Origin of the sequence: Paenarthrobacter sp. NPDC092416, from assembly GCF_044755025.1 — a bacterium.
Taxonomy (GTDB): Bacteria; Actinomycetota; Actinomycetes; order Actinomycetales; family Micrococcaceae; genus Arthrobacter.
In genome coordinates, this window is sequence record NZ_JBIVQG010000016.1 from 16,788 (window position 1) to 38,153 (window position 21,366).

General features: G+C 63.7%; 12 protein-coding genes and 1 riboswitch. Of the genes, 4 read left to right on the forward strand and 8 right to left on the reverse strand.

The genetic code is table 11. The features are described from left to right. Nucleotides 1–81 precede the first annotated feature (81 nt). Nucleotides 82–954, reverse strand: coding sequence for a VOC family protein (locus tag ACIQC5_RS21365; protein WP_400287072.1), 873 nt, complete (start codon nt 952–954; stop codon nt 82–84). A 78-nt stretch (nt 955–1,032) separates the two neighbouring features. Next, on the reverse strand, nt 1,033–2,115 hold the full coding sequence (locus tag ACIQC5_RS21370) for an amidohydrolase family protein (RefSeq protein WP_400287073.1): 1,083 nt from the start codon (nt 2,113–2,115) through the stop codon (nt 1,033–1,035). Nucleotides 2,116–2,201: 86 nt separating this feature from the next. Continuing rightward, nucleotides 2,202–2,309: riboswitch (TPP riboswitch) on the forward strand. Here ACIQC5_RS21370 and thiC point away from each other — a divergent pair. Continuing rightward, nucleotides 2,305–4,152, forward strand: coding sequence for a phosphomethylpyrimidine synthase ThiC (gene thiC / locus ACIQC5_RS21375; protein ID WP_400287075.1), 1,848 nt, complete (start codon nt 2,305–2,307; stop codon nt 4,150–4,152). (Overlaps the previous riboswitch by 5 nt.) On the opposite strand, the gene ACIQC5_RS21380 is transcribed toward thiC, so the two are convergent. Then, nucleotides 4,135–4,857: an alpha/beta fold hydrolase gene (locus ACIQC5_RS21380; RefSeq protein ID WP_400287077.1), complete on the reverse strand. Its 723-nt coding sequence runs from the start codon at nt 4,855–4,857 to the stop codon at nt 4,135–4,137. The genes thiC and ACIQC5_RS21380 overlap by 18 nt on opposite strands. 35 nt (nt 4,858–4,892) lie before the next feature. Then, entirely contained in the window at nt 4,893–6,473 is a 1,581-nt protein-coding gene (gene ffh, locus ACIQC5_RS21385; protein WP_400287079.1) for a signal recognition particle protein, read from the reverse strand. A gap of 30 nt (nt 6,474–6,503) precedes the next feature. Here ffh and ACIQC5_RS21390 point away from each other — a divergent pair, with 30 nt between their 5' ends. Next, a complete protein-coding gene (locus ACIQC5_RS21390) occupies nt 6,504–8,024 on the forward strand; it encodes a glucose-6-phosphate dehydrogenase (protein WP_400287081.1) in 1,521 nt (506 codons plus the stop codon). A gap of 93 nt (nt 8,025–8,117) precedes the next feature. Here the strand turns inward: ACIQC5_RS21390 and ACIQC5_RS21395 are convergent, their stop codons facing one another. Together ACIQC5_RS21395 and ACIQC5_RS21400 are read right to left on the reverse strand one after the other, a co-directional pair. Then, nucleotides 8,118–8,456 carry a P-II family nitrogen regulator gene (locus ACIQC5_RS21395; protein ID WP_223933265.1) on the reverse strand — a complete coding sequence of 113 codons (339 nt, stop codon included), beginning with the start codon at nt 8,454–8,456 and terminating at the stop codon, nt 8,118–8,120. After that, entirely contained in the window at nt 8,453–9,772 is a 1,320-nt protein-coding gene (locus ACIQC5_RS21400) for an ammonium transporter (protein ID WP_400287083.1), read from the reverse strand. The genes ACIQC5_RS21395 and ACIQC5_RS21400 overlap by 4 nt, the downstream gene beginning before the upstream one ends. 226 nt (nt 9,773–9,998) lie before the next feature. Here ACIQC5_RS21400 and ACIQC5_RS21405 point away from each other — a divergent pair, with 226 nt between their 5' ends. After that, entirely contained in the window at nt 9,999–11,240 is a 1,242-nt protein-coding gene (locus ACIQC5_RS21405) for an MFS transporter (protein ID WP_400287085.1), read from the forward strand. Nucleotides 11,241–11,299: 59 nt separating this feature from the next. Here ACIQC5_RS21405 and ftsY read toward each other — a convergent pair whose 3' ends face one another. Beyond that, the gene (gene ftsY / locus ACIQC5_RS21410; RefSeq protein WP_400287087.1) at nt 11,300–12,508 is read right to left on the reverse strand and encodes a signal recognition particle-docking protein FtsY; all 1,209 of its coding nucleotides are present in this window, start codon (nt 12,506–12,508) and stop codon (nt 11,300–11,302) included. 20 nt (nt 12,509–12,528) lie between these two features. Continuing rightward, nucleotides 12,529–16,122 (reverse strand): chromosome segregation protein SMC, encoded by a 3,594-nt coding sequence (smc, locus tag ACIQC5_RS21415; RefSeq protein WP_400287089.1) that lies wholly within the window; start codon nt 16,120–16,122, stop codon nt 12,529–12,531. Nucleotides 16,123–16,476: 354 nt separating this feature from the next. On the opposite strand from smc, the gene ACIQC5_RS21420 reads away from it, so the two are divergent. Further along, nucleotides 16,477–21,360, forward strand: a complete 4,884-nt coding sequence (locus ACIQC5_RS21420) for a DUF4082 domain-containing protein (protein WP_400287091.1) — start codon at nt 16,477–16,479, stop codon at nt 21,358–21,360. Nucleotides 21,361–21,366 lie beyond the last annotated feature (6 nt).

The following is a 21,366-nucleotide window of genomic DNA, read 5'->3' on the forward strand; positions in this document are numbered from 1 at the left end:
GACGGGGCGTCGGCACAGAATCTGAGAGATTCCATGCCGCCTACGCCCAGCCTAATGCAGTCTGCAGCCACCACAGCGCGACTAGCGGACGGCGACGCGCAACTGATTAAGCCAAGGGTCCTGGAACCGAAGCTCAGAACCCGTGTGATGGCTCTGTACGCCCGCCACTTTCAAGCGGTCCGCCAAGGCTGCCACGTCATCACCCGACGGCACCTCGATCACCACTTCGCCCAGGCCCAGGGTGTCGCGGCGAGGCCCGGCACCACGGCTGTTCCACACGTTCATGGCCATGTGGTGGTGGTAGCCCCCAGCCGAAACGAACAGTGCTTGGCCGTGCCAGCCGGCAGTCTTTTCAAAGCCAAGCGTGTCCACATAGAAGTCCTGGGCTGTTTGCACGTCGCCCACCTGCAAGTGCACGTGCCCGATGCCGGCGGCGGCCTGCCGCTGTCCGGCCACGGCGTTTTCAGTCAAGTGTTGCTGGAGGAAGCGCTGCGGCGGAAGCGCGACATTGTCCATGACAACCGTCTTGCCGTCCCACTGCCACAGCTCCCGGGGCTTGTCGTAGTACAGCTCGATTCCATTGCCTTCCGGATCCGTGAAATAGAAGGCTTCACTGACCAGGTGGTCGGCACTGCCCGCGAAGGCCCTTGGCTGGTACTCGGCGGCCGTGGCAATGGTTGCGGCCAGCGATGGCTGGTCCTCGAACAGGATTGCCGTGTGGAACAGGCCGGCTTCGCCACGCCCCGGAATCTGGAGGCCAGCCGCCGGGGACAGGTGCACCACGGGCTTTCCTACTCGCCCAAGGTACAGACCTCCATCCTGCTCGGCCACTACATCCAGTCCGAGCGCGCGCTGGTAGTAGTCGCTCATGACCTTCATGTCGCCTACTTTGAGCATGACTGTGCCCATGGTGAGTTCGGCAGGAAGGAGGTCCTGGCTGGATACTGTGGTCATTCGAAGCTCCCGAATCTGAGGTGGCCGCCTTTCGGCACCTTTCTATACTAGTAAATTACTTGAAGCTTCAATTTATTCCTAGCGGACGACTTCTCCCCGCAAGACAATGTGCTTGAGGTCCGCGACGGTCCCGATCTGTCGACGCGGATCCTCGTGGCAAACGACGACGTCGGCACTGGCACCTTCGCTGATTCCTTCGGCTCCCAGCCACTTTCGGGCCCGCCAGCAGGCGGCGTCGAGGACAGCGGCCGGCGGCAGGCCGGCGTCGTGCAGTTCCCGCATCTCGTCCGCTATCCGGCCGTGCCGGATGACGCTGCCGGCATCCGTTCCCGCGTAGATGGCCACCCCGGCTTCAAACGCCTCCAACACCCTTTCGCGGCGACGCTGCCAAAGGCGTGTCATATGGTCCGCGTAGTCGGGGAACTTGGGCGCAGCTTGGGCGGCGATATCCGGAAAAGTCGCGATGTTAACCAACGTCGGAACAATCGGGACGGACTGCTCAACGAGACGGGGTATGTGCCGGGGCAAGAGGCCAGTGGCATGTTCAATGCAGTCAATCCCAGCGTCGAGCATGTCCTCGATGGTGTCTTCGGCAAAACAATGGGCCGTCACCCTGGCCCCTTCGTCGTGGGCGGCCGCGATGGCATCCCGGACGACGTCCGCGGGAAAGGACGCTGCGAGGTCACCGGCGTCACGGTCAATCCAGTCGCCGACCAGCTTCACCCAACCATCACCGTCACGGGCCTCCTTCCGGACGGTTTCGACCAAGTCACCCGGCTCAATCTCATGCCCCAAGCCGCGAAGATAGCGTCGGCTTCGGGCGATGTGGCGGCCTGCCCTGATAAGCCGGGGGAGGTCGTGGCGTTGTTGGACCCAGCGAGTGTCGGTGGGCGAGCCTGCGTCGCGAATCAGCAGCGTTCCGGCGTCGCGATCGGCCTCGGCCTGGGCGAGCGTCGTCGCTTCGTCCACAGCACCGCCTGCCCCGAGTCCAATGTGGCAGTGGGCGTCAACAAATCCGGGGAGGACCCAGCCGTCCAGCACTTTATCCGGGGACGCCAGAGGGCGCTGGAACGTCAGGACACCGTCCACGGACCAGAGCCCCTGGCGTTCCGCATCTGCCGCCACCAGCACAGTGCCGCTGAATTCGATGATGTGAGCCATGGAAAAAGCCTAGCCCGCACCATGCCTGCGGAATGGACATGATCGGATATGACTGGGGACCAGCGTGCCGGCTGTGGTAGCTTCATCTACGACCACACGGGGGCCCCTGCAGGGGCTGAGATCGGACTGACGCAGTCTGCGACCGTTGAACCTGTCCGGGTAATGCCGGCGAAGGAAGTGAGTAATCCTTTGAGCACCACAGAAACACAGCACAGCCCTGCCCAAGAACAGTCCAGCACCGGCCAAAATGCGGCGGAAACCGTCACGCAGTCGCTGAAATCCCATTCGCTGGCTTGGCTGGAGGACCCCTCGAACGGCATCCGCGTCCCCGTCACGGAGATTGCTTTGGAACCCTCCCCCAACGGTGAAGCGAACGCACCCCTGCAGGTGTACCGAACTGCCGGGCCGGGCAGCGACCCGGTAGTGGGTCTCGAACCGTTCCGCGCCGCCTGGATCGAAGGCCGCGGCGACACCGAGGCGTACTCAGGGCGCGAAAGGAACCTGCTCGACGACGGCAAGTCGGCCGTGCGCCGCGGAGCAGCGTCCGCCGAGTGGAAGGGCGCCCAGCCAGTGCCCCGCCGCGCCGTCGAAGGTAAGACCGTCACCCAAATGCACTACGCCAAGCAGGGCATCGTGACGCCGGAAATGCAGTTTGTCGCACTGAGGGAGAACTGCGACGTGGAGCTGGTCCGCAGCGAAGTCGCCGCCGGCCGGGCCATTATCCCCAACAACATCAACCACCCGGAATCCGAGCCGATGATCATCGGCAAGGCGTTCCTCGTGAAGATCAACGCCAACATCGGCAACTCGGCCGTCACGAGCTCCATTGCGGAGGAAGTCGACAAACTCCAGTGGGCAACACAGTGGGGCGCGGACACGGTCATGGACCTGTCCACCGGCGATGACATTCACACCACGCGCGAATGGATCATCCGCAACGCCCCCGTTCCCATCGGAACAGTGCCCATCTACCAGGCCTTGGAAAAGGTCAACGGCGAAGCCAACAAGCTCACGTGGGAAATCTTCCGCGACACCGTGATCGAGCAATGCGAGCAGGGCGTGGACTACATGACCATCCACGCCGGTGTGCTGCTGCGGTATGTGCCCTTGACGGCCAACCGTGTCACGGGCATCGTGTCCCGCGGCGGATCGATCATGGCAGGCTGGTGCCTGGCACACCATCAGGAAAACTTCTTGTACACGCACTTCGACGAACTGTGCGAAATCTTCGCCAAGTACGACGTCGCGTTCTCTCTCGGAGACGGCTTGCGTCCCGGCGCCACAGCAGATGCCAATGACGCGGCTCAGTTCGCCGAGCTGGACACGCTCGCCGAACTGACCCAAAGGGCGTGGGAGTTTGACGTCCAGGTCATGGTGGAAGGTCCCGGCCACGTGCCGTTCCATTTGGTCCGCGAGAACGTCGAACGGCAGCAGGAACTCTGCAAGGGAGCCCCTTTCTACACACTGGGCCCGCTGGTCACCGATGTGGCCCCCGGCTACGACCACATCACCTCGGCCATTGGCGCCACCGAAATCGCCCGTTACGGCACGGCCATGCTCTGCTACGTCACGCCGAAGGAACACCTGGGGCTGCCCAACAAAGACGACGTCAAGACCGGCGTGATCACGTACAAGATCGCCGCACACGCCGCCGACCTCGCCAAGGGACACCCCGGAGCCAACGAACGCGACGATGCCCTGTCCAAGGCAAGGTTCGAGTTCCGCTGGCGGGACCAGTTCGCCCTGTCCCTGGACCCTGTTACCGCTGAAGCCTTCCACGACGAAACACTGCCCGCGGAACCGGCCAAGACCGCACACTTCTGCTCGATGTGCGGACCGAAGTTCTGCTCCATGCGCATCAGCCAGGACATCCGCGACGAATATGGCTCGGCGGAGTCCCAGGCTGCCATTGCAGAAATGTACAGCGGGATGCGGGAGAAGAGCCAGGAGTTCCTGGCGGCAGGTGGCAAGGTCTACTTGCCCGAACTGCAGGTTCCCGCAAACCAGGGCAGCGGCAGCTCAGGAAGCCTGAACTGACATTGCCTTGCCGACGTTGGCGACAAAGGACCGGATGGCCCGGTCTCCGTCGACGGAATCCTGGGGCCGGTGCCCTCCCGCTGCGACGCGGCGGACGGCACCGGTCTCTTCCAGGTAGCGGGCAATTTCCTCATACAAGGGTTCCCACCCACCGGTCAAAACCAGGGTGGGAACCCCCGGAACGATGTGCAGGGGCGCCTCCCAAGGTGGCGCCTGCAGCCGGAGTCGTTGCGCAGACCGCCGCGCTTCCGGGGTGTCCAGTCCCCCGGTCTTCACGGAATATGCACGGCGGAAATACTCGCGCTCGTAGTCGGCATCGCTGAGTTGGCTTCGCACGTGGTACAGCGGTTCCATCAGCGCCCGGTGCGACGCCGTTGCCGGCAACTCGGCCGTCAAGGACAGGCATGCCGGTTCAACCAGCGACAGGGAATGCACCAGGTCCGGACGCTCCAACGCGGTGAGCATCGCGGACACAGCACCCTGTTCGTGGGCCACTACGTGTCCGCCGCCTGAATCGAGGAGTGAAGCGACAAGGATGGCGACGTCAGCGGCAACGTTGGATTCCTGCGGTGCCGCCACGGGATCAAAGCCGTGACGGCGCAGGAACAGGGCGTCGTACGTCAACGCCATTCCATGCTGCTTGGGCCATGCCGCAGCACCGAAGCTTCCTACGCCGTGGACGAAGACTACGCGCTGCTTGTGCATGGGTTCACCCTATTCGAGGCCCCCGACAGCACTGGTTACTTACCGAGGAACTTGTCAAAGCCCTTGGGAAGGTTGAGGGACGACGGGTCGAAGTCCGCAGCGCCCTGACCGAAGGCTGCGCCCGAGGGTGCTGCCGAGGCTGCGCTGGCCCGTTTGGCTTCCGCGTCACGGAGTTCCTGGGCTGCTTTGGCGGGGTTACCCGAGCGTGCCTTCTTCTTGGGTGCGTTCTTGCCACCCTTGCGGCCGCCACCGGGACCACCCATGCCCGGCATTCCGGGCATACCCGGCATGCCGCCACCTTGGGCCAGTTTCTTCATCATCTTCTGGGCTTGGCCAAAACGCTCCAGGAGACCGTTGACCTCGGAGACGTGAACACCGGAACCCTTGGCGATGCGGGCGCGGCGCGAACCGTTGATGATCTTGGGAGCGACGCGTTCGTGCGGCGTCATGGAACGGACTATTGCCTCGACGCGGTCGATCTCTTTTTCGTCGAAGTTCTCCAGCTGCTGCCGGATGTTCTGCGCACCCGGCATCATCATGAGCATCTTCTTCATGGAGCCCATGTTGCGGATCTGCTGCATCTGGGCCAGGAAGTCGTCCAGGGTGAAGTCTTCCTGGTCAGCGAACTTCTTCGCCATCCGGGCGGCTTCGTCCTTGTCCCAGGCCTTTTCAGCCTGCTCAATCAGGGTGAGGACGTCACCCATGTCAAGGATGCGGGATGCCATGCGGTCCGGGTGGAAGAGCTCGAAGTCATCGAGGCCCTCACCTGTGGACGCGAACATGACGGGCTTGCCGGTGACCGACGCAACGGACAGCGCGGCACCACCGCGGGCATCGCCGTCGAGCTTGGACAGCACGATGCCGGTGAAGTTGACGCCTTCATCGAAGGCCATCGCCGTATTGACGGCGTCCTGGCCAATCATTGAGTCGATCACGAACAGGACTTCATTCGGGATGATCGCTTGGCGGATACGGCGGGCCTGGTCCATCATTTCGGCGTCAACACCGAGGCGGCCGGCGGTGTCAACAATCACGACGTCGTGCAGCTTCTGGCGTGCTTCCTCAACACCGGCCTTAGCGACGGCGACGGGGTCACCTGCAGGGTGCTCAAGTTCGGAGGTGGCACCCGGGTGCGGAGCAAAGACAGGTACACCCGCCCGCTGACCGACAACCTGAAGCTGCGTGACCGCGTTGGGGCGCTGGAGGTCACAGGCCACCAGCATGGGGCTATGGCCCTGGGCCTTGAGCCACTTGGACAGCTTGCCGGCCAGGGTGGTCTTACCAGCACCCTGGAGACCCGCGAGCATGATGATGGTGGGGCCGGTCTTGGCAAGTCGGATACGGCGGGTTTCGCCACCGAGGATCTCAACGAGTTCCTCGTTGACGATCTTGACGATCTGCTGGCTCGGGTTCAACGCGCCGGAGACCTCGGCGCCCAAGGCGCGTTCGCGGACACGCGAGGTGAACTCGCGGACCACAGGTACGGCAACGTCCGCGTCCAGCAGTGCACGACGGATCTCCCGGACGGTGGCATCAACATCGGCCTCGGAGAGGCGGCCCTTGCCACGGAGATTCTTGAAGGTTGCTGTCAACCGGTCAGAGAGTGAATTGAACACGCGCCGTGCACTTCTTTCGATGGTCTACGAATGGCGGCCAATGCGGCTCACCAGAGTCTTGACGATTCTTGCCCCAACAAATATGTCTCAACTACGGGACTCGACTATCTAGGGTACCAAGTCGCACCTTCAAGATGGCATGCTGGCACAGTGACCAGCAAAACAACTGTAAAAACGTTGCTCATCCTCGGTGCCTCAGGTGACCTGACAGGCCGATTGCTCCTTCCCGGCCTGGCCGGGCTCCTTGCCACAGGCCGGGCTGAGGGATTGCAGTTGGTGGGGGCCGGCTCCGATGCTTGGTCCCCCGGGCAGTGGAAGGAACGGGTCCGCGGCGCTTTTGAGGCCGCGTCCGGTGCAGCTGACCCGGCCGGGCGCAAAGCCCTCGCAGCTGTTGCCGACACGACGGCTTACCATCAGGTCGATGTCACCGCCGATGGCGCCCTGGCCGCACTTCTGGCGACCTTGGACGGTCCTGTGGCCATCTATTTCGCGTTGCCTCCCCATGTCAGCCAAAAGGCCTGCGAGGTGCTGCGAAGGGAGGATCTGCCGGCGGGCACGCGTTTGGTCATGGAGAAGCCTTTCGGCACCAGCGCATCCTCGGCGAGGGAACTCAACGCAGTCCTGGCCACTCTGGTCCCGGAGGATCACATCCACCGCGTGGACCACTTCCTGGGCAAAGCCACTGTGCTGAACATCCTTGGCCTGCGATTCGCCAACCGGTTCCTTGAGCCGGTGTGGAACCGGGAGCACATTGAAAAAGTCGAGATCGTCTTTGACGAAGACCTCGCCCTTGAGGGTCGCGCGAGGTACTACGACGGCGCAGGTGCCCTCCGAGACATGATCCAGAGCCATCTGTTGCACATCATGGCGCTTCTGGCTATCGACGCGCCGGCCAGCATCGGCCATAGAGACCTCCGGGATGCGGTCGCCAGCGTGCTTCGCGCCAGCAGCATCGCATCCCCATACCGGGATTCGACACGGCGCGCCCGCTACGCCGCAGGAAAAATCGGCGAGCGGACGGTGCCGGATTACGCTGCGGAAGAAGGCGTGGATCCTGCCCGCAACACCGAAACACTGGCAGAGGTCCGGGTGACCATCGACAACTGGCGTTGGAAAGGTGTCCCGTTCATCCTTCGCTCCGGCAAAGCCTTGGGGCTCCGGCGCAAGGAAGCGGTGATCACGTTCCGGCCGGTCCCCCACCTGCCCACAGGATTCACAGGAGTTGACTCCCCCAACCAGTTGCGGATCGGGTTCGGCCCCGACACCCTCCAACTCGACGTCGACGTGAACGGCCCCGGCGACATTTTCAGTTTGGACCGCGCCAGCCTCGTGGCCGAGCTGAACGCCGCAGGCATGCTGCCCTACGGCGAAGTCCTGGAAGGCGTCATCACTGGCGATCCCCTGCTGTCCGTCCGGGGCGACACCGCTGAGGACTGCTGGCGGATCATCGAACCAGCCCTGCGGGCATGGGAGCGCGGTACCGTCCCGCTGGACGAGTACGACGCCGGCAGCGTGGGTCCGGCGGACTGGCCCCCCGCCGTCGGGAGTTAGTAAGGCCGGCGCCGCTGCAGCGGTGGACGACAGAGACGAACAACGCAAGTGGGCCGGGTACCTGAGGTACCCGGCCCACATGCTGTTCAGTACTTAGATTGCGGCTGAGCCGCGTTCCCCGGTCCTGACACGAACTGCTTCGTAAACATCCACGGTCCAGACCTTGCCGTCTCCGGCACGTCCGGTGTTTGAACTGGCGATGAGGACATCCAGGATGTCATCTGCCTGCTCGTCCGTGGCAAGAACCTCAATGCGGATCTTCGGCAACAAGTCCACGTTGTACTCGGCGCCGCGGTACACCTCGGTGTAGCCACGCTGCCGGCCGTAGCCGCTTGCCGCGCTGACCGTCAGGCCCTGGACCCCATACGCTTCCAGGCCTTCCCGGACTGCTTCAAGCTTCTCCGGACGGACGATCGCTGTGATGAGCTTCATGCCTGGACACTCTCCTTGCCTTCTGCGGGCGCCTTCTCTTCAGACTTGCCTGTCACGATGTCGTGCAGCGGCTGGAAGCTTCCCCCGTGGCCGCTGACACCGAACTCGTAGGCGGTCTCGGCGTGCAGGCTGAGGTCAACACCCACATTTTCCTGCTCAGTGGAGACCCGGAAGCCCATGGTCTTGTGGATGGCAAGGGCGATGATCGCGGTCATGATGGCCGAGAATGCGATGGCGATGCCGGCCGCTGCGAGCTGGGCCCACATCTGCGTCATTCCGCCACCGTAGAAGAGGCCGCCACCAACACCGTCGGTGGGCAGGGCGATGAAGCCCAGAGCCACGGTGCCGATGATGCCGGAGACCAAGTGCACGCCGACAACGTCCAGGGAGTCATCGAAGCCCCAACGGAATTTGAGGCCGACAGCCAAAGCCGAGGCCACACCGGCAACGACACCCAGGCCCAAGGCACCTACGGGGCTGACGTTGGCACAAGCGGGGGTGATGGCGACCAGGCCGGCAACAACACCGGAAGCTGCACCGAGCGACGTCGGGTGGCCGTCACGGATGCGTTCGGTGACAAGCCAAGCGATCATGGCCGCTGCGGGAGCTGCCAGGGTGTTGATCCAGATGAGGCCGGCCTGCTCAGCAGTTGCTGCTGCGCCACCGTTGAACCCGAACCAGCCGAACCAGAGGATAGCTGCACCGAGCATGACGAACGGGATGTTGTGCGGGCGGTGGTTCGGATCCTTGCCGAAGCCACGACGGTTGCCAATGATGAGAACCAGAACCAACGCGGCTACACCGGCGTTGATGTGGACCACGGTACCGCCGGCAAAGTCGATGGCCGGGCCGAGGGCCTTGCCGATTGCGCCTTCCGGACCGAACAGGCCGCCACCCCACACCATGTAGGCAAGCGGGCAGTAGACCAGGGTGACCCAGACCGGAACGAAGATGCTCCAGGCGCCGAACTTGGCGCGGTCGGCGATTGCGCCGCTGATGAGGGCGACGGTGATGATGGCGAAGGTGGCTGCGTAGCCCGCCTTGATCAAACCATCCGGAGTAGTGATGCCTTCAAGGCCGAACGTAGCGAACGGGTTACCCACGATCTCCATGAAGCCCTCGCCGGAGCTCATTGATGCGCCCCACAGCACCCAGACAACGCCGACAATACCGATGGAGATGAAGCTCATCATCATCATGTTCAGGGCTGCCTTGGCGCGGGTCATGCCGCCGTAGAAAAATGCCAGACCGGGTGTCATGAACAGCACGAGTGCCGCCGCCACCATGACCCATACGTGACCTGCGGTAAGTTCCATGGTGCACGTTCCTCTCTTGCTAGATCTGCGGTTCAACCGCTGTCCTGACGCCGTTTGCGTCCTGCTTAAGATTTTTGTGCCGCCGTGTTTCACCTGCGCGGGTTTTAGATTGCGGGCTGGTTACAACAACCTCCCCAACGTAAATGGTGCATATCCCCGGTGTTACGGATATGTTTCATGCGTCACACTTCCCCGGAAATACCCAGAAATAAAGGACTTGCACCACATGCCCCAAACTCCCAGATCCGTTGCAACACCAAGGATCCGGCCGGAGAAGGTACCCCTGCCGCGGGACATTAAGGTGATGTTGGCCGCAGCGTTCCTCATTGCCTTGGGCTTCGGCCTGGTCGCTCCGGTCCTCCCGCAATTTGCCACCACTTTCGACGTCGGTGCCACGGCTGCAGCCGTCATCGTCAGCATTTTCGCCTTTATGCGCCTGGTATTTGCCCCGGCCGGTGGTGCCCTGATCGGACGGTTCGGAGAGCGGAACGTCTACGTTTCAGGACTCCTGATTGTTGCGGCGTCAACGGCCGCGTGTGCGTTCGCGCAGGACTACTGGCAGCTCCTCATCTTCCGCGGCCTCGGCGGAGCCGGCTCGGTGATGTTCACCGTGGCTGCGATGGGTCTGCTCATCCGGCTTGCCCCGCCGGAGCGCCGCGGGCGGGTCTCCGGCGCGTACGCCTCGGCATTCTTGATTGGCAGCGTGCTGGGTCCTGTGGTGGGAGGCCTGCTCGCAGGGTTCGGGCTCCGTGTGCCATTCCTTGCCTACGCTGCGGCGTTGCTCGTGGCAGCCCTGGTGGTCCGGACCATGCTCAGCGGCGAAGGCAAGGCCGCAGAAGATTCGGCGCCTGCCCCGGCTATGACCTTGAAGGAAGCCCTGGCCGACTCGGCCTACCGGGCGGCCGTATTCTCAAGTTTCGGCAATGGCTGGGTGACCTTCGGGGTACGCATGGCCACCATCCCGTTGTTCGCCGTTGCGGTCCTGGAATCAAGGCCCGAGACAGCAGCCTGGGCACTGGCGGTGTTCGCCGTTGGCAATGCGCTCGCTCTGACGTTTTCCGGTCGGCTCGCCGACGCCTGGGGTCGGAAACCGCTGCTCATTTCAGGACTGCTCATTACGGGGCTGGCCACGGGCGTGATCGGGCTGACTGCTGATCTGCCCGCGTTCTTCGTCGCGTCCGCCGTGGCGGGCTTCGGGTCCGGCTTGCTCGGCCCCGCCCAACAGGCCGCCGTCGCCGACGTCATTGGCCGGGGACGCTCGGGCGGCAAGGTGCTGGCGGTCTTCCAAATGGCCGCAGACACCGGGGCGATCATCGGCCCCGTGGTGGCCGGGGTGCTCGCCGACCAGTACGGTTACGGGCTGGCGTTCGCGGTCACCGGCGGAATCCTGCTGCTCACGGCAGTGGGCTGGCTGCTGGCACGCGAACCGCTGAAGCGCACACTGAGCCCGGTGGTTAACCACGACTGACTGGCAACAGTGATTGGGTCTGAGGAATCAAACCAAGCACGGTTGCCAGTCAGCGGGGATTAGTTGAGGAGTGCGTCCACAAAGCCTTCGGCGTCGAACGGCGCCAGGTCATCGGGACCTTCGCCGAGCCCGATGAGCTTGACCGGGACCCCCAGCGACTTCTGGATCGCCACAACAATGCCACCCTTTGCGGTGCCATCCAGCTTGGTCAGGACGATGCCGGTGATGTTGACGACCTCGGCGAAGACGCGTGCCTGGTTCAGTCCGTTCTGGCCGGTGGTTGCGTCCAGGACCAGCAGGACCTCGTCCACCTCGGCCAGCTTCTCGATGACGCGCTTGACCTTGCCAAGCTCATCCATGAGGCCGGTCTTGTTCTGCAGGCGGCCAGCGGTATCCACCATGACGACGTCGACTTCCTGGTCGATGCCGGCCTTCACGGCCTCGTAGGCAACCGAGGCGGGGTCGGCGCCGTCGATGTCGGACTTGACCGTCGGAACTCCGACGCGCTGGCCCCACGTGGCCAACTGCTCGGCGGCAGCGGCACGGAAGGTGTCAGCGGCACCCAGCAGGACATCCTTGTCTTCGGCCACCAGCACACGCGCCAGTTTGCCAACCGTTGTGGTCTTGCCCACGCCGTTGACGCCAACAACGAGCACGACGGCGGGCCGGTCACCTTTGCGTTCGACGTTGAGTGACCGGTCCATGCTTGGATCCACGAGCTTGATCAGTTCCTCGCGCAGCATGGCTTTGACGTCCTCGGGGCTTCGGGTGCCCAACACTTTGACGCGTTCACGCAAGGCATCCACCAACTGGGTGGTGGGTTCGGTGCCGAGGTCAGCCAGGAGCAAGGTCTCCTCGACCTCATCCCACACATTCTCGTCAATTTTGTCCCCCGACAGCAGCGCCAGGAGGCCCTTGCCGAGGATGTTGTTGGACTTGACCAGACGGGCCCGGAGACGGTTCAGGCGACCTTCCACCGGTGCCGGAGTCTCAACGGCAATGGTTTCCAAGCCGGCAGCGTCATCCGGGACGTCTGCGCCTTCCACGGCTCCATCGAATTCGGGGGCAGGTGCTTTGACGGCCGGCTCGGGCCGGTCCTCCACCAACGTTCCGCCGCCTGCTGCGGGCGACTGTACCGGATCATTGGAATCTCGTGTTCCGGGGTATTTCGCCCCGGATTTCCGGGCTTTCATCAGCACCGGCACGAGTCCGCCGATCACCACGAGCGCAGCAACTATGGACAAAATAATGGGAAGGAATTCGTTCACTCCCCTACCTTCTCACAAAGCTACGCCCCGGCACCGAGCCTCTGGCTGATGACGGTGGACACGCCGTCGCCACGCATGGTGACCCCGTAGAGGGCGTCAGCCACCTCCATGGTGCGCTTTTGGTGAGTGATCACAATGAGCTGGCTGGACTCTCGCAATTCCTCAAAAATGGTGATGAGCCGGCCCAGGTTCGTGTCATCGAGTGCCGCTTCGACCTCGTCCATGACATAGAACGGCGACGGTCGCGCCTTGAAAATCGCCACGAGGAGGGCAACGGCTGTCAACGAACGCTCCCCGCCGGAGAGCAGCGAGAGCCGCTTGATCTTCTTGCCCGCCGGCCGGGCTTCCACTTCGATGCCCGTGGTCAACATGTCGTCGGGGTCCGTGAGGACGAGCCTGCCTTCCCCGCCGGGGAAGAGTCGCGCGAACACATGATCGAACTGCGCCGACGTGTCCGCGAAGGCCTCGGCAAAGACCTGCTGGACGCGGTTGTCCACCTCTTTGATGATGTCCAGCAAGTCCTTCCGGCTGGATTTCAGGTCCTCAAGCTGGGTGCTGAGGAACTGGTGCCGTTCTTCAAGGGCAGCAAATTCCTCGAGGGCAAGGGGATTGACCTTACCCAGCGCGGCGAGTTCCCGCTCCGCTTTCCTGAGGCGCTTTTCCTGCTCCTCGCGGACAAACGGCTTTCCCTCCACCACAGGTTCACCGTGCTCGTCCACGGGAGCGCGAAGCTCCGCCCACTTGTCCGCGGACGCGACGGCCGGAAACGGCACCGGCTGATCGGGACCGTAATCGGCCACCAACTGCTCGGCTGAGAGGCCAAGCTCTTCGATGGAGCGCGTCTCCAAAGCCTCGATCCGGAGCCTCTGCTGCGCCCTGGCCATCTCGTCTCGGTGGACCGAATCCGTAAGTTCGGCGAGTTCACGGGCCAGTGCATCGTTACCGGAACGGATCTCCGTCAGTTCCTTCTCCAGAATTTCCCGCGTCTGCTCCGCGAGGTCGCGCTCCTTACCGGCGACGTCCACGGAGATGTCGATGAACCGGAGGGTTTGTTCGACGGCGGTCGCTACAGCAGCCGCCCGGTGCGCCTGCGCACGGCGCCTCTTGGCTCGTCGGGCGGCTTCTTCGCGGGCACGGCGTTCCGTCGCTGCGGCCCGCTCCAGCGAAGCTGCCCGGTTGCTGATGGCGCCCAATTGTTCTTCTGCTGTTCGAAGGGCGAGTCGCGCTTCCATTTCGAGGCCGCGGGCCGTCCGGGCTTCTGCGGCCAGTTCGTCGCGCCGATCGGTGGATGGTTCCTCGTCTGGTGCCTCCTGCGCGGCGGCGAGCCGTTCGGCGGCGACTTCGAGATCCAGTTGGGCCTCGGCAATGTTGGCCTCGGCCTTGGCCAATGACGCGGAAAGCCGTTCGCTCTCTCCCACGGCACTGCGCAGCACCGAATTGAGATGCCCCAACCGCTCGGCCACAGCTGCCAGCCGGGCGTCCGAGTCGTGCAACCTGTCCAGCGCAGCGTCCGCGCGGTCCTGCGCCTCGGCACGGCGCGATTCGGCGCCAGCCAGGGCAAACCGTCCCCGTTCAAGACGCGCGGCCACCTCCAGGAGGCGGGCACCGGCGTCGTCGACTGCTGCCTGGATTTCCAGCAGCGACGGCGCCGTTGCCGAACCGCCAAAGGCCACCATCGCGGTGAAGACGTCGCCGGCGCGGGTCACCGCCTTGAGCTGCGGATGAGTTTTGATCAGCGCTGCCGCAGATGTGAGGTCATCGACGACGGCGGTCGAGGCCAGGAGCGCGACGGCGCCCTGTGCTGAAGAGTCAGAGACCTGCACGACGTCGAGCGCCCAGCGGCAGTTCGGCGGCAAACTTGGTAGCTGCTCTTGACTCGTTGTGACCATGGGCTCATCCGGACTGCCGGCAAGCAGCAAGGCCGCCCGTCCGGCGTCGTCATCCTTCAATAGCTGGAGCGCCACGGTGGCCGCACGGGTGTCCGCCACGACGAGCGCGTCAGAGCTGCTGCCGAGCGCCGCGGCGACTGCGGCCTCGTACCCCGATTCAATGGTCAACCGTTCCGCGAGCGGACCCAGAACGCCTTCAACACCGGACGAAAGGAGCCGTTCGGTCCCGTCCTTGCGGTTCAAACCCAAGTGAAGGGCATCGCGCCGGGCAGTGAGCGAGTCGCGTTCCCGTACCGCCTCGCGTTCCCCTGCCTTTAGTTCCTCGATCTCCGCCAGCACGGCGTCGAGGACATCGTTGGCATTCTCGTACTCCGCGTCGAGGCTCTCCTCACCGTCTTCCACCCCGGCCACCTGCGATTCCAAGGCCGTGAATTCGCTCTGTGCGAGGCGGCGTCGCTCGTCGCCTGCCGACAAGGACTCTCGAAGGCGTCCCCGTTCGGCCTCGGCGGCCTCCGCCCGGGACCGGGCAGCCGCAAGCTGTCCGGCGAGCTTGGCAAGCCCCTCCCGGCGGTCCGCAGCCGCGCGGAGCATGGCAGTCAGTCGTTTGTCCTCAGCGGCTGCGAGCGCCTCGGCCGCGTCTTTGGCCACTGTGGCTTCGAGGAGCCCGGCCTGTTTGGCCAGGATGTCGTGTTCAAGGGCCGCCTGTTCTTCGCGGACTTTGGCGGCCTGTCGCTCCAGTTGTTCGGGATCGCGACCTGTTTCCGCGGCGGCTTCCGAAGAACCCAGGAGGCGCCGCCGTTCGGTGGCCAGGGAGCCCAGCGAGCGCAGGCGTTCCCGACTTGCTGAGAGCGTGTACCAGTTGTCCCGTGCAGCGTTGAGGCGCGGGGTTGCTTCGGCCGCTTGCTGCTCCAGGGCGGCCTGGCGTCGCCGGCCATCGCCCAACCCGGCCTCGACTACCTGCCGGCGTTCCTTGAGGGCAGCTTCATCGGCTACGTCCTGCTGCAGGGCGCTCATGAGCTCGACGAGGTCGTCCGCCAAGAGCCTTGCCCTGGCGTCACGGACATCAAACTGGACTGTCTGCGCGCGACGGGCAATCTCGGCCTGCTTGCCCAAAGGTGTCAGTTGGCGGCGAATCTCTGCCGTGAGGTCTCCGAGCCTGGCGAGGTTTGCCTGCATGGCTTCGAGCTTCCGAACGGTCTTTTCCTTGCGGCGCCGGTGTTTGAGAATTCCTGCGGCCTCCTCGATGAAGCCGCGCCGGTCCTCCGGTGTTGCGTGCAGGACCCTGTCCAGCTGTCCTTGTCCCACAATGACGTGCATTTCACGTCCGAGCCCGGAATCCGAAAGGAGTTCCTGGATGTCCAGGAGGCGACAGGGTGCTCCGTTGATGGCGTACTCGGAGCCGCCGGTCCTGAACAGTGTCCGGGAGATGGTGACTTCGGTGTACTCGATGGGAAGCACATTGTCTGCGTTGTCGATCGTCAAAGATACGTGGGCCCGGCCCAAAGGGGGCCTTCCGGACGTGCCGGCGAAGATGACGTCTTCCATTTTTCCGCCTCGGAGGGTCTTGGCGCCCTGCTCCCCCATGACCCATGCCAGCGCATCCACCACGTTGGACTTGCCCGAACCATTCGGACCGACGACGGCAGTGACGCCAGGCTCGAAGTCGAACGTCGTGGCCGACGCAAACGACTTGAATCCGCGGACAGTCAGACTTTTCAAATGCAAGGCGCTTCGGTTCTCCTGGGTGGCCCGGGTGGCTGTATCTCCCTAAATCTACTGCCGTTTTGGTCGAATCCACGGATCCGTCGCCGGAAAGCCTTGCGGGCGGCATTTCACACCCCTACACTCCTGCCAAGGGTTACTTGGTGAATTCGTTCCGGTGATCTGGCTTTCGCCTGATGGTTCGTTGGGTTGAGGTTGGATACGGTCCAGTTATTTCGGAACGACGACGCAAGTGAAGATACCCGAGTGTTCTACAACTGAAGATCTTGGTTTGACCCTGGCTGGGGAGCGGCAAGCAGGGACCGGGCGAAATGCGCGGACCCGTCTCGCAATAGGCGTACCACTCCAGGAGTTCCCATGCCCGGTCTTTCAGCTAACCGACCATCTTCAGTCCTGAAGCGCCTCGTGGCGCCCTTGGTGCTGATCCTGATCACCGCTCTGCTTCCCCTTACGGCCCCGGCTGCCACTGCGGCCGGTCCGTGCGACCCCGTGGTCAATCCGGTGGTCTGCGAAAATTCCAAGACAGGGAGCCCGCCGTCAGAGTGGGATATTTTCGGTGCCGGCGACGACAGTATCCAAGGTTTCTCAACGGAGATCAGCGTCAACGCAGGGCAGCCGATCCGCTTCAAGGTCGACACCAGCGCGCCCACGTACACCATCGCCATCTACCGCACGGGGTGGTATGCCGGCAACGGTGCCCGCAAGATCGCGGACGTGACGCCGTCGGTCCTTCGCCAAAACCAGCCCCAATGCTTGCGGGACGTCGCCACCGAGCTGTACGACTGCGGCACGTGGGCCGTGTCCGCGACGTGGCAGGTGCCGTCAACAGCCGTTTCCGGCGTCTACATCGCGCTTCTGACCCGGCCGGACACCGGTGGGCAGAGCCACATCACGTTCATTGTCCGTAACGACAGCAGCCACTCCGACGTCGTGTTCCAGACTTCGGATACGACCTGGCAGGCGTACAACACGTACGGCGGCTCGGACTTCTACCAGGGCGCGGCGAACGGCCGGTCCTACAAAGTCAGCTACAACCGGCCGATGGCCACCCGCGACGGGCCCAATGGCCGCGACTTCTACTTCGCCAACGAGTACCCCATGGTCCGCTTCCTGGAGCAGAACGGGTACGACGTGTCCTACATCAGCGGCCTGGACACGGACCGAAGCGGTTCGCTGTTGTTGAACCATAAAGTCTTCCTTTCAGTTGGACACGATGAGTATTGGTCCGGAGCTCAGCGGGCCAACGTCACAGCAGCCCGGGATGCCGGAGTGAATCTCCAGTTCCTCTCCGGCAACGAAATGTACTGGCGCACGCGCTACGAGCCCTCGTCCGTGGACGGCGGCGCCGGCAGGACTCTGACGTGCTACAAGGAGACGTGGGCGAACAGCAAGATCGATCCCAGCCCTCAATGGACAGGCACGTGGCGGGATCCGCGGTTCGCATCACAAGCCAACGGCGGTGGCCTGCCGGAGAACGCCGTGACCGGAACGATCTACATGTCCAACCACTCCGACCTGCCGGTCACCGTGACGGCAGAAGAGGGCAAGACCAGGTTGTGGCGCAACACGTCGCTGACATCACTGCCAGCAGGCTCGTCCGCGGCGCTGGCCGCGCACACTGTGGGCTACGAATCGAACGAGGACCTGGACAATGGCTTCCGTCCGGCAGGGTTGATCCGGTTGTCCACCACGGTGGGTGCCGTGCCTCAATACCTGCAGGACTTCGGTAATACAGTGGCACCCGGTAGCACCACGCACCATGTCACTCTCTACCGGGCAGCCAGCGGTGCACTCGTGTTCTCCGCTGGCAGCATTCAGTGGACTTGGGGCCTGGACCAGGAACACGACGGCGACGGCGCGGCCGCTGATCCACGGATGCGGCAGGCGCAAGTCAATCTGCTGGCCGACATGGGCGCCCAACCGGCAACCCGTGCCGCGGGCCTGGTTGCAGCTGTAGCCAGCACCGACACCGCAAAGCCCACTGTTTCCATCACGGCCCCGGCCAACGGCGCCACTGTTGCCCACGGCAGCAACGTCACCGTCAGCGGCACTGCTGCCGATACTGGCGGCGTGGTGGCCGGCGTCGAGGTTTCCACGGACGGCGGCAGCACCTGGCATCCGGCCCAAGGCAAGCAGAACTGGACGTACACGTATGTCCAGAAAGGCCTCGCAACGGCAACCATCCAAGTGCGGGCCATCGATGACAGCGCCAACATTGGGACGGCTGTCAGCCGTAGCCTTGTCCTGAGCGGACCGTACAGTGTGTTCGGCCAAACCGTTCCTGCCACGCCCGATTCGGGCGACGGCGGGGCTTACGAAATGGGGTTGCGCTTCACCCCGTCGGTGGACGGGTTCATCACCGGTGTCCGGTTCTACAAGAGCAATGCCAACACAGGAACGCACATCGGTTCACTGTGGAGTTCATCCGGCGAGCGCCTGGCCACGGCCACGTTCACCAATGAGACGGCCAGCGGTTGGCAAACCACCCTGTTCAGCCAGGCCGTCCCCGTGGCGGCCGGGCAAAAGTACACGGTCTCCTATTGGGCACCCAACGGCCACTACGCCACCAAGGATTTCCAGTGGGCGAGTTTCGGATCTACGGCTGCCCCGCTGACGGTCGCAGGTGGCTTCGGGGCCGAACCGGCGGGCGTCTACAGCACGTCGCAAAGTTTCCCCACAACGAGTTTCAACGGAGGAAACTACTTCGCCGACGCCCTGTTCAGCACTGTGGACGGTTCGCCGTTGACCGTTTCTGGACAGTCACCGATCCCGTCGTCGTCGAGTGTCTCGGTTGCCACCAAGGTCAGCGCGGTCTTCTCCAAGCCCGTAACAGCGGCAAGCGTCCAGTTGACCCTGCGGTCCTCTGCGGGCACGGTGGCCGGCACCACGAGCTACGACGCCGCCACCAGGCGCGCAACCTTTACCCCGACGTCCCAGCTGGCGTTCAGTACGGTCTACACTGCCACGCTGGCTGGTACTGACTCCATTGGCGGTCAAGTGACATCCGGCGGCACATGGTCCTTTACCACCGGCGCGACCCTGCCTGTTCCCGGAGCCTGCCCGTGCAGCCTCTACGACGACACAGTGACACCAGGTTTGGCCGAACTGCGGGAAGGCGTTCCGCTAACGCTGGGCGTTCGTTTCTCCAGCGTCTCGGCGGGCGAGGTGACCGGCATCCGCTTCTACAAGTCGGCCGGCAACACCGGAGTCCACAACGGTGCTTTGTACTCAGCATCCGGACAGCAGTTGGCTACCGTGACGTTCTCGAACGAGAGCTCCTCCGGGTGGCAGACGGCGATGTTCAGCCAGCCGGTCCAGATGGCCGCGAACACGGAATACATTGCGGCCTACAAGTCCTTGACGGGTACGTATTCCGCGACTGCCAATGGATTCGGTTCCGGTATGAGCGTTGGACCCCTGCGGACAGTATCGGATGCCGGCGCCTACACGTACAGCGGTGACTTCCCAGCCTCGCGGTCCACGACCAGCTATTTGGTTGACGTCGTGGTCACGGTACCCGCAGCACCCTTCACCGTGGGTTCACAGTCTCCCCTGCCGAATGCGTCCAGTGTCCCGCTGAACACTACGGTGAGCGGCGTACTGTCCGAGGCGGCAGTGGCTTCCAGCGTCAGCCTGGCGTTGAAGGTGACCAACGGCGCTTCCGTGGCAGGCTCCTCCAGCTACGACCAGGCGACCCGGAAGGTCACGTTCACCCCGAGCGCCGCACTCGCTGCAGGTACGTCGTACACGGCCACGGTGACAGCGACGGCGGTATCCGGCCAGCCGTTGTCGGCCGGTGGAACGTGGACATTCACCACAGTTCCGACCCCGCGCACACCGGGAGTCTGCCCGTGCACGTTGTACCAAGACACTGTGGTGCCGACGACTCCCGATGCCAACGACGGCGTGCCGTTGACCTTGGGCGTACGCTTCGCCAGCTCCACCTCGGGCCTGGTGACGGGTGTCCGGTTCTACAAGGCGGCGGGTAACACCGGAACGCACACCGGGTCCCTGTACACGGCGGCCGGGCAGCTCCTGTCCACCGTCACCTTCAGCAACGAATCCAGCATGGGTTGGCAGACGGCAAACTTCAGCCAACCGGTCACGATCGATGCCGATGCCGAGTACGTCATGGCCTACACCGCACCGACCGGAAAATACTCCTACACGGCCGGAGGATTCGGTGAAGGGTTTACGAGCGGGCCACTGCGGACGGCGCCGGACTCCGGTGCCTTTAGCTACAGCACAGGATTCCCCAGCTCATCGTCCACCACCAGCTACTTGGTGGATCTGGTATTCAGCGTTACAGTGCCGCCACTGACGGTCACGGAGCAAGTACCGGCGCCAGGAGCCACCGGGATTCCCACCGACGTCAAGCCGGCCATTACTTTCTCGGCAGCCATCAACCCCGGAGCGTCGTTCAACGTAACGATCAATGGTGCTGCGGTGGCCGGTACGGCCGCATTGTCTGCGGACAGCCGTTCCATGACTTTCACTCCGAATACGGCACTGCCCAACAGCACAGTGGTGTCCGTGAGTGTGGCGAACGTCGTCTCCCAGCAAGGACAAACCGTGCCGACCACCAGTTGGCAATTCACCACGGCAAGCCCTGCAACCCAACTGTCCACAATCTTTGGCTCGCTCGTGCCGCAAGTCGCAGCAGCCTCAGATTTCATGCCGGTGGAGTTGGGGACGGCCTTCACGGTTTCCCAAGCCGGGAACGTGACCGGCATCCGTTTCTACAAGGGAACGGGGAACACCGGAACCCACGTTGGTTCGCTGTGGAACTCGGCCGGAACGCGGCTGGCCCAGGTGACCTTCACCAACGAGACGGCCACCGGGTGGCAGACGGCAACTTTGTCTACGCCGGTGGCCCTCAGCACGGGCCAGACGTACGTGGTGTCCTACCGGGCACCGAACGGGCGCTATTCGTACACGTCGGGCTTCTTCAACCAGACCTGGACCAGCGGAGTCTTCACGGCCAGCGGACCCAACAACGGCCGCTACCGGTATGGCTCCGGCGGTGTCATGCCAGCGAACTCGTGGAATGCAACGAACTACTTTGTGGATGTGGTCTATTCCACCACGGTTGCACCGGCCCCGGCACAAGCGACGGCTACAGCCACTCCCACGCCAACGCCGACTCCGACTGCGACCTCCACGGCGACGGCGTCGCCAAGTCCCTCGCCCAGCCCAACGCAATCCGACGGTTTGTTGTGCGGACTGTTGGGTCTCTGCTGACCTGAA

Excerpts from the sequence above, each read along its gene's own strand:
- ACIQC5_RS21365 (WP_400287072.1), bottom strand. The coding sequence starts at position 954 with ATGACCACAGTATCCAGCCAGGACCTCCTTCCTGCCGAACTCACCATG.
- ACIQC5_RS21370 (WP_400287073.1), bottom strand. The coding sequence starts at position 2,115 with ATGGCTCACATCATCGAATTCAGCGGCACTGTGCTGGTGGCGGCAGAT.
- ACIQC5_RS21380 (WP_400287077.1), bottom strand. The coding sequence starts at position 4,857 with ATGCACAAGCAGCGCGTAGTCTTCGTCCACGGCGTAGGAAGCTTCGGT.
- ACIQC5_RS21390 (WP_400287081.1), top strand. The coding sequence starts at position 6,504 with ATGGCGGCCAATGCGGCTCACCAGAGTCTTGACGATTCTTGCCCCAAC.
- ACIQC5_RS21395 (WP_223933265.1), bottom strand. The coding sequence starts at position 8,456 with ATGAAGCTCATCACAGCGATCGTCCGTCCGGAGAAGCTTGAAGCAGTC.
- ACIQC5_RS21400 (WP_400287083.1), bottom strand. The coding sequence starts at position 9,772 with ATGGAACTTACCGCAGGTCACGTATGGGTCATGGTGGCGGCGGCACTC.
- ACIQC5_RS21405 (WP_400287085.1), top strand. The coding sequence starts at position 9,999 with ATGCCCCAAACTCCCAGATCCGTTGCAACACCAAGGATCCGGCCGGAG.
- ACIQC5_RS21420 (WP_400287091.1), top strand. The coding sequence starts at position 16,477 with ATGCCCGGTCTTTCAGCTAACCGACCATCTTCAGTCCTGAAGCGCCTC.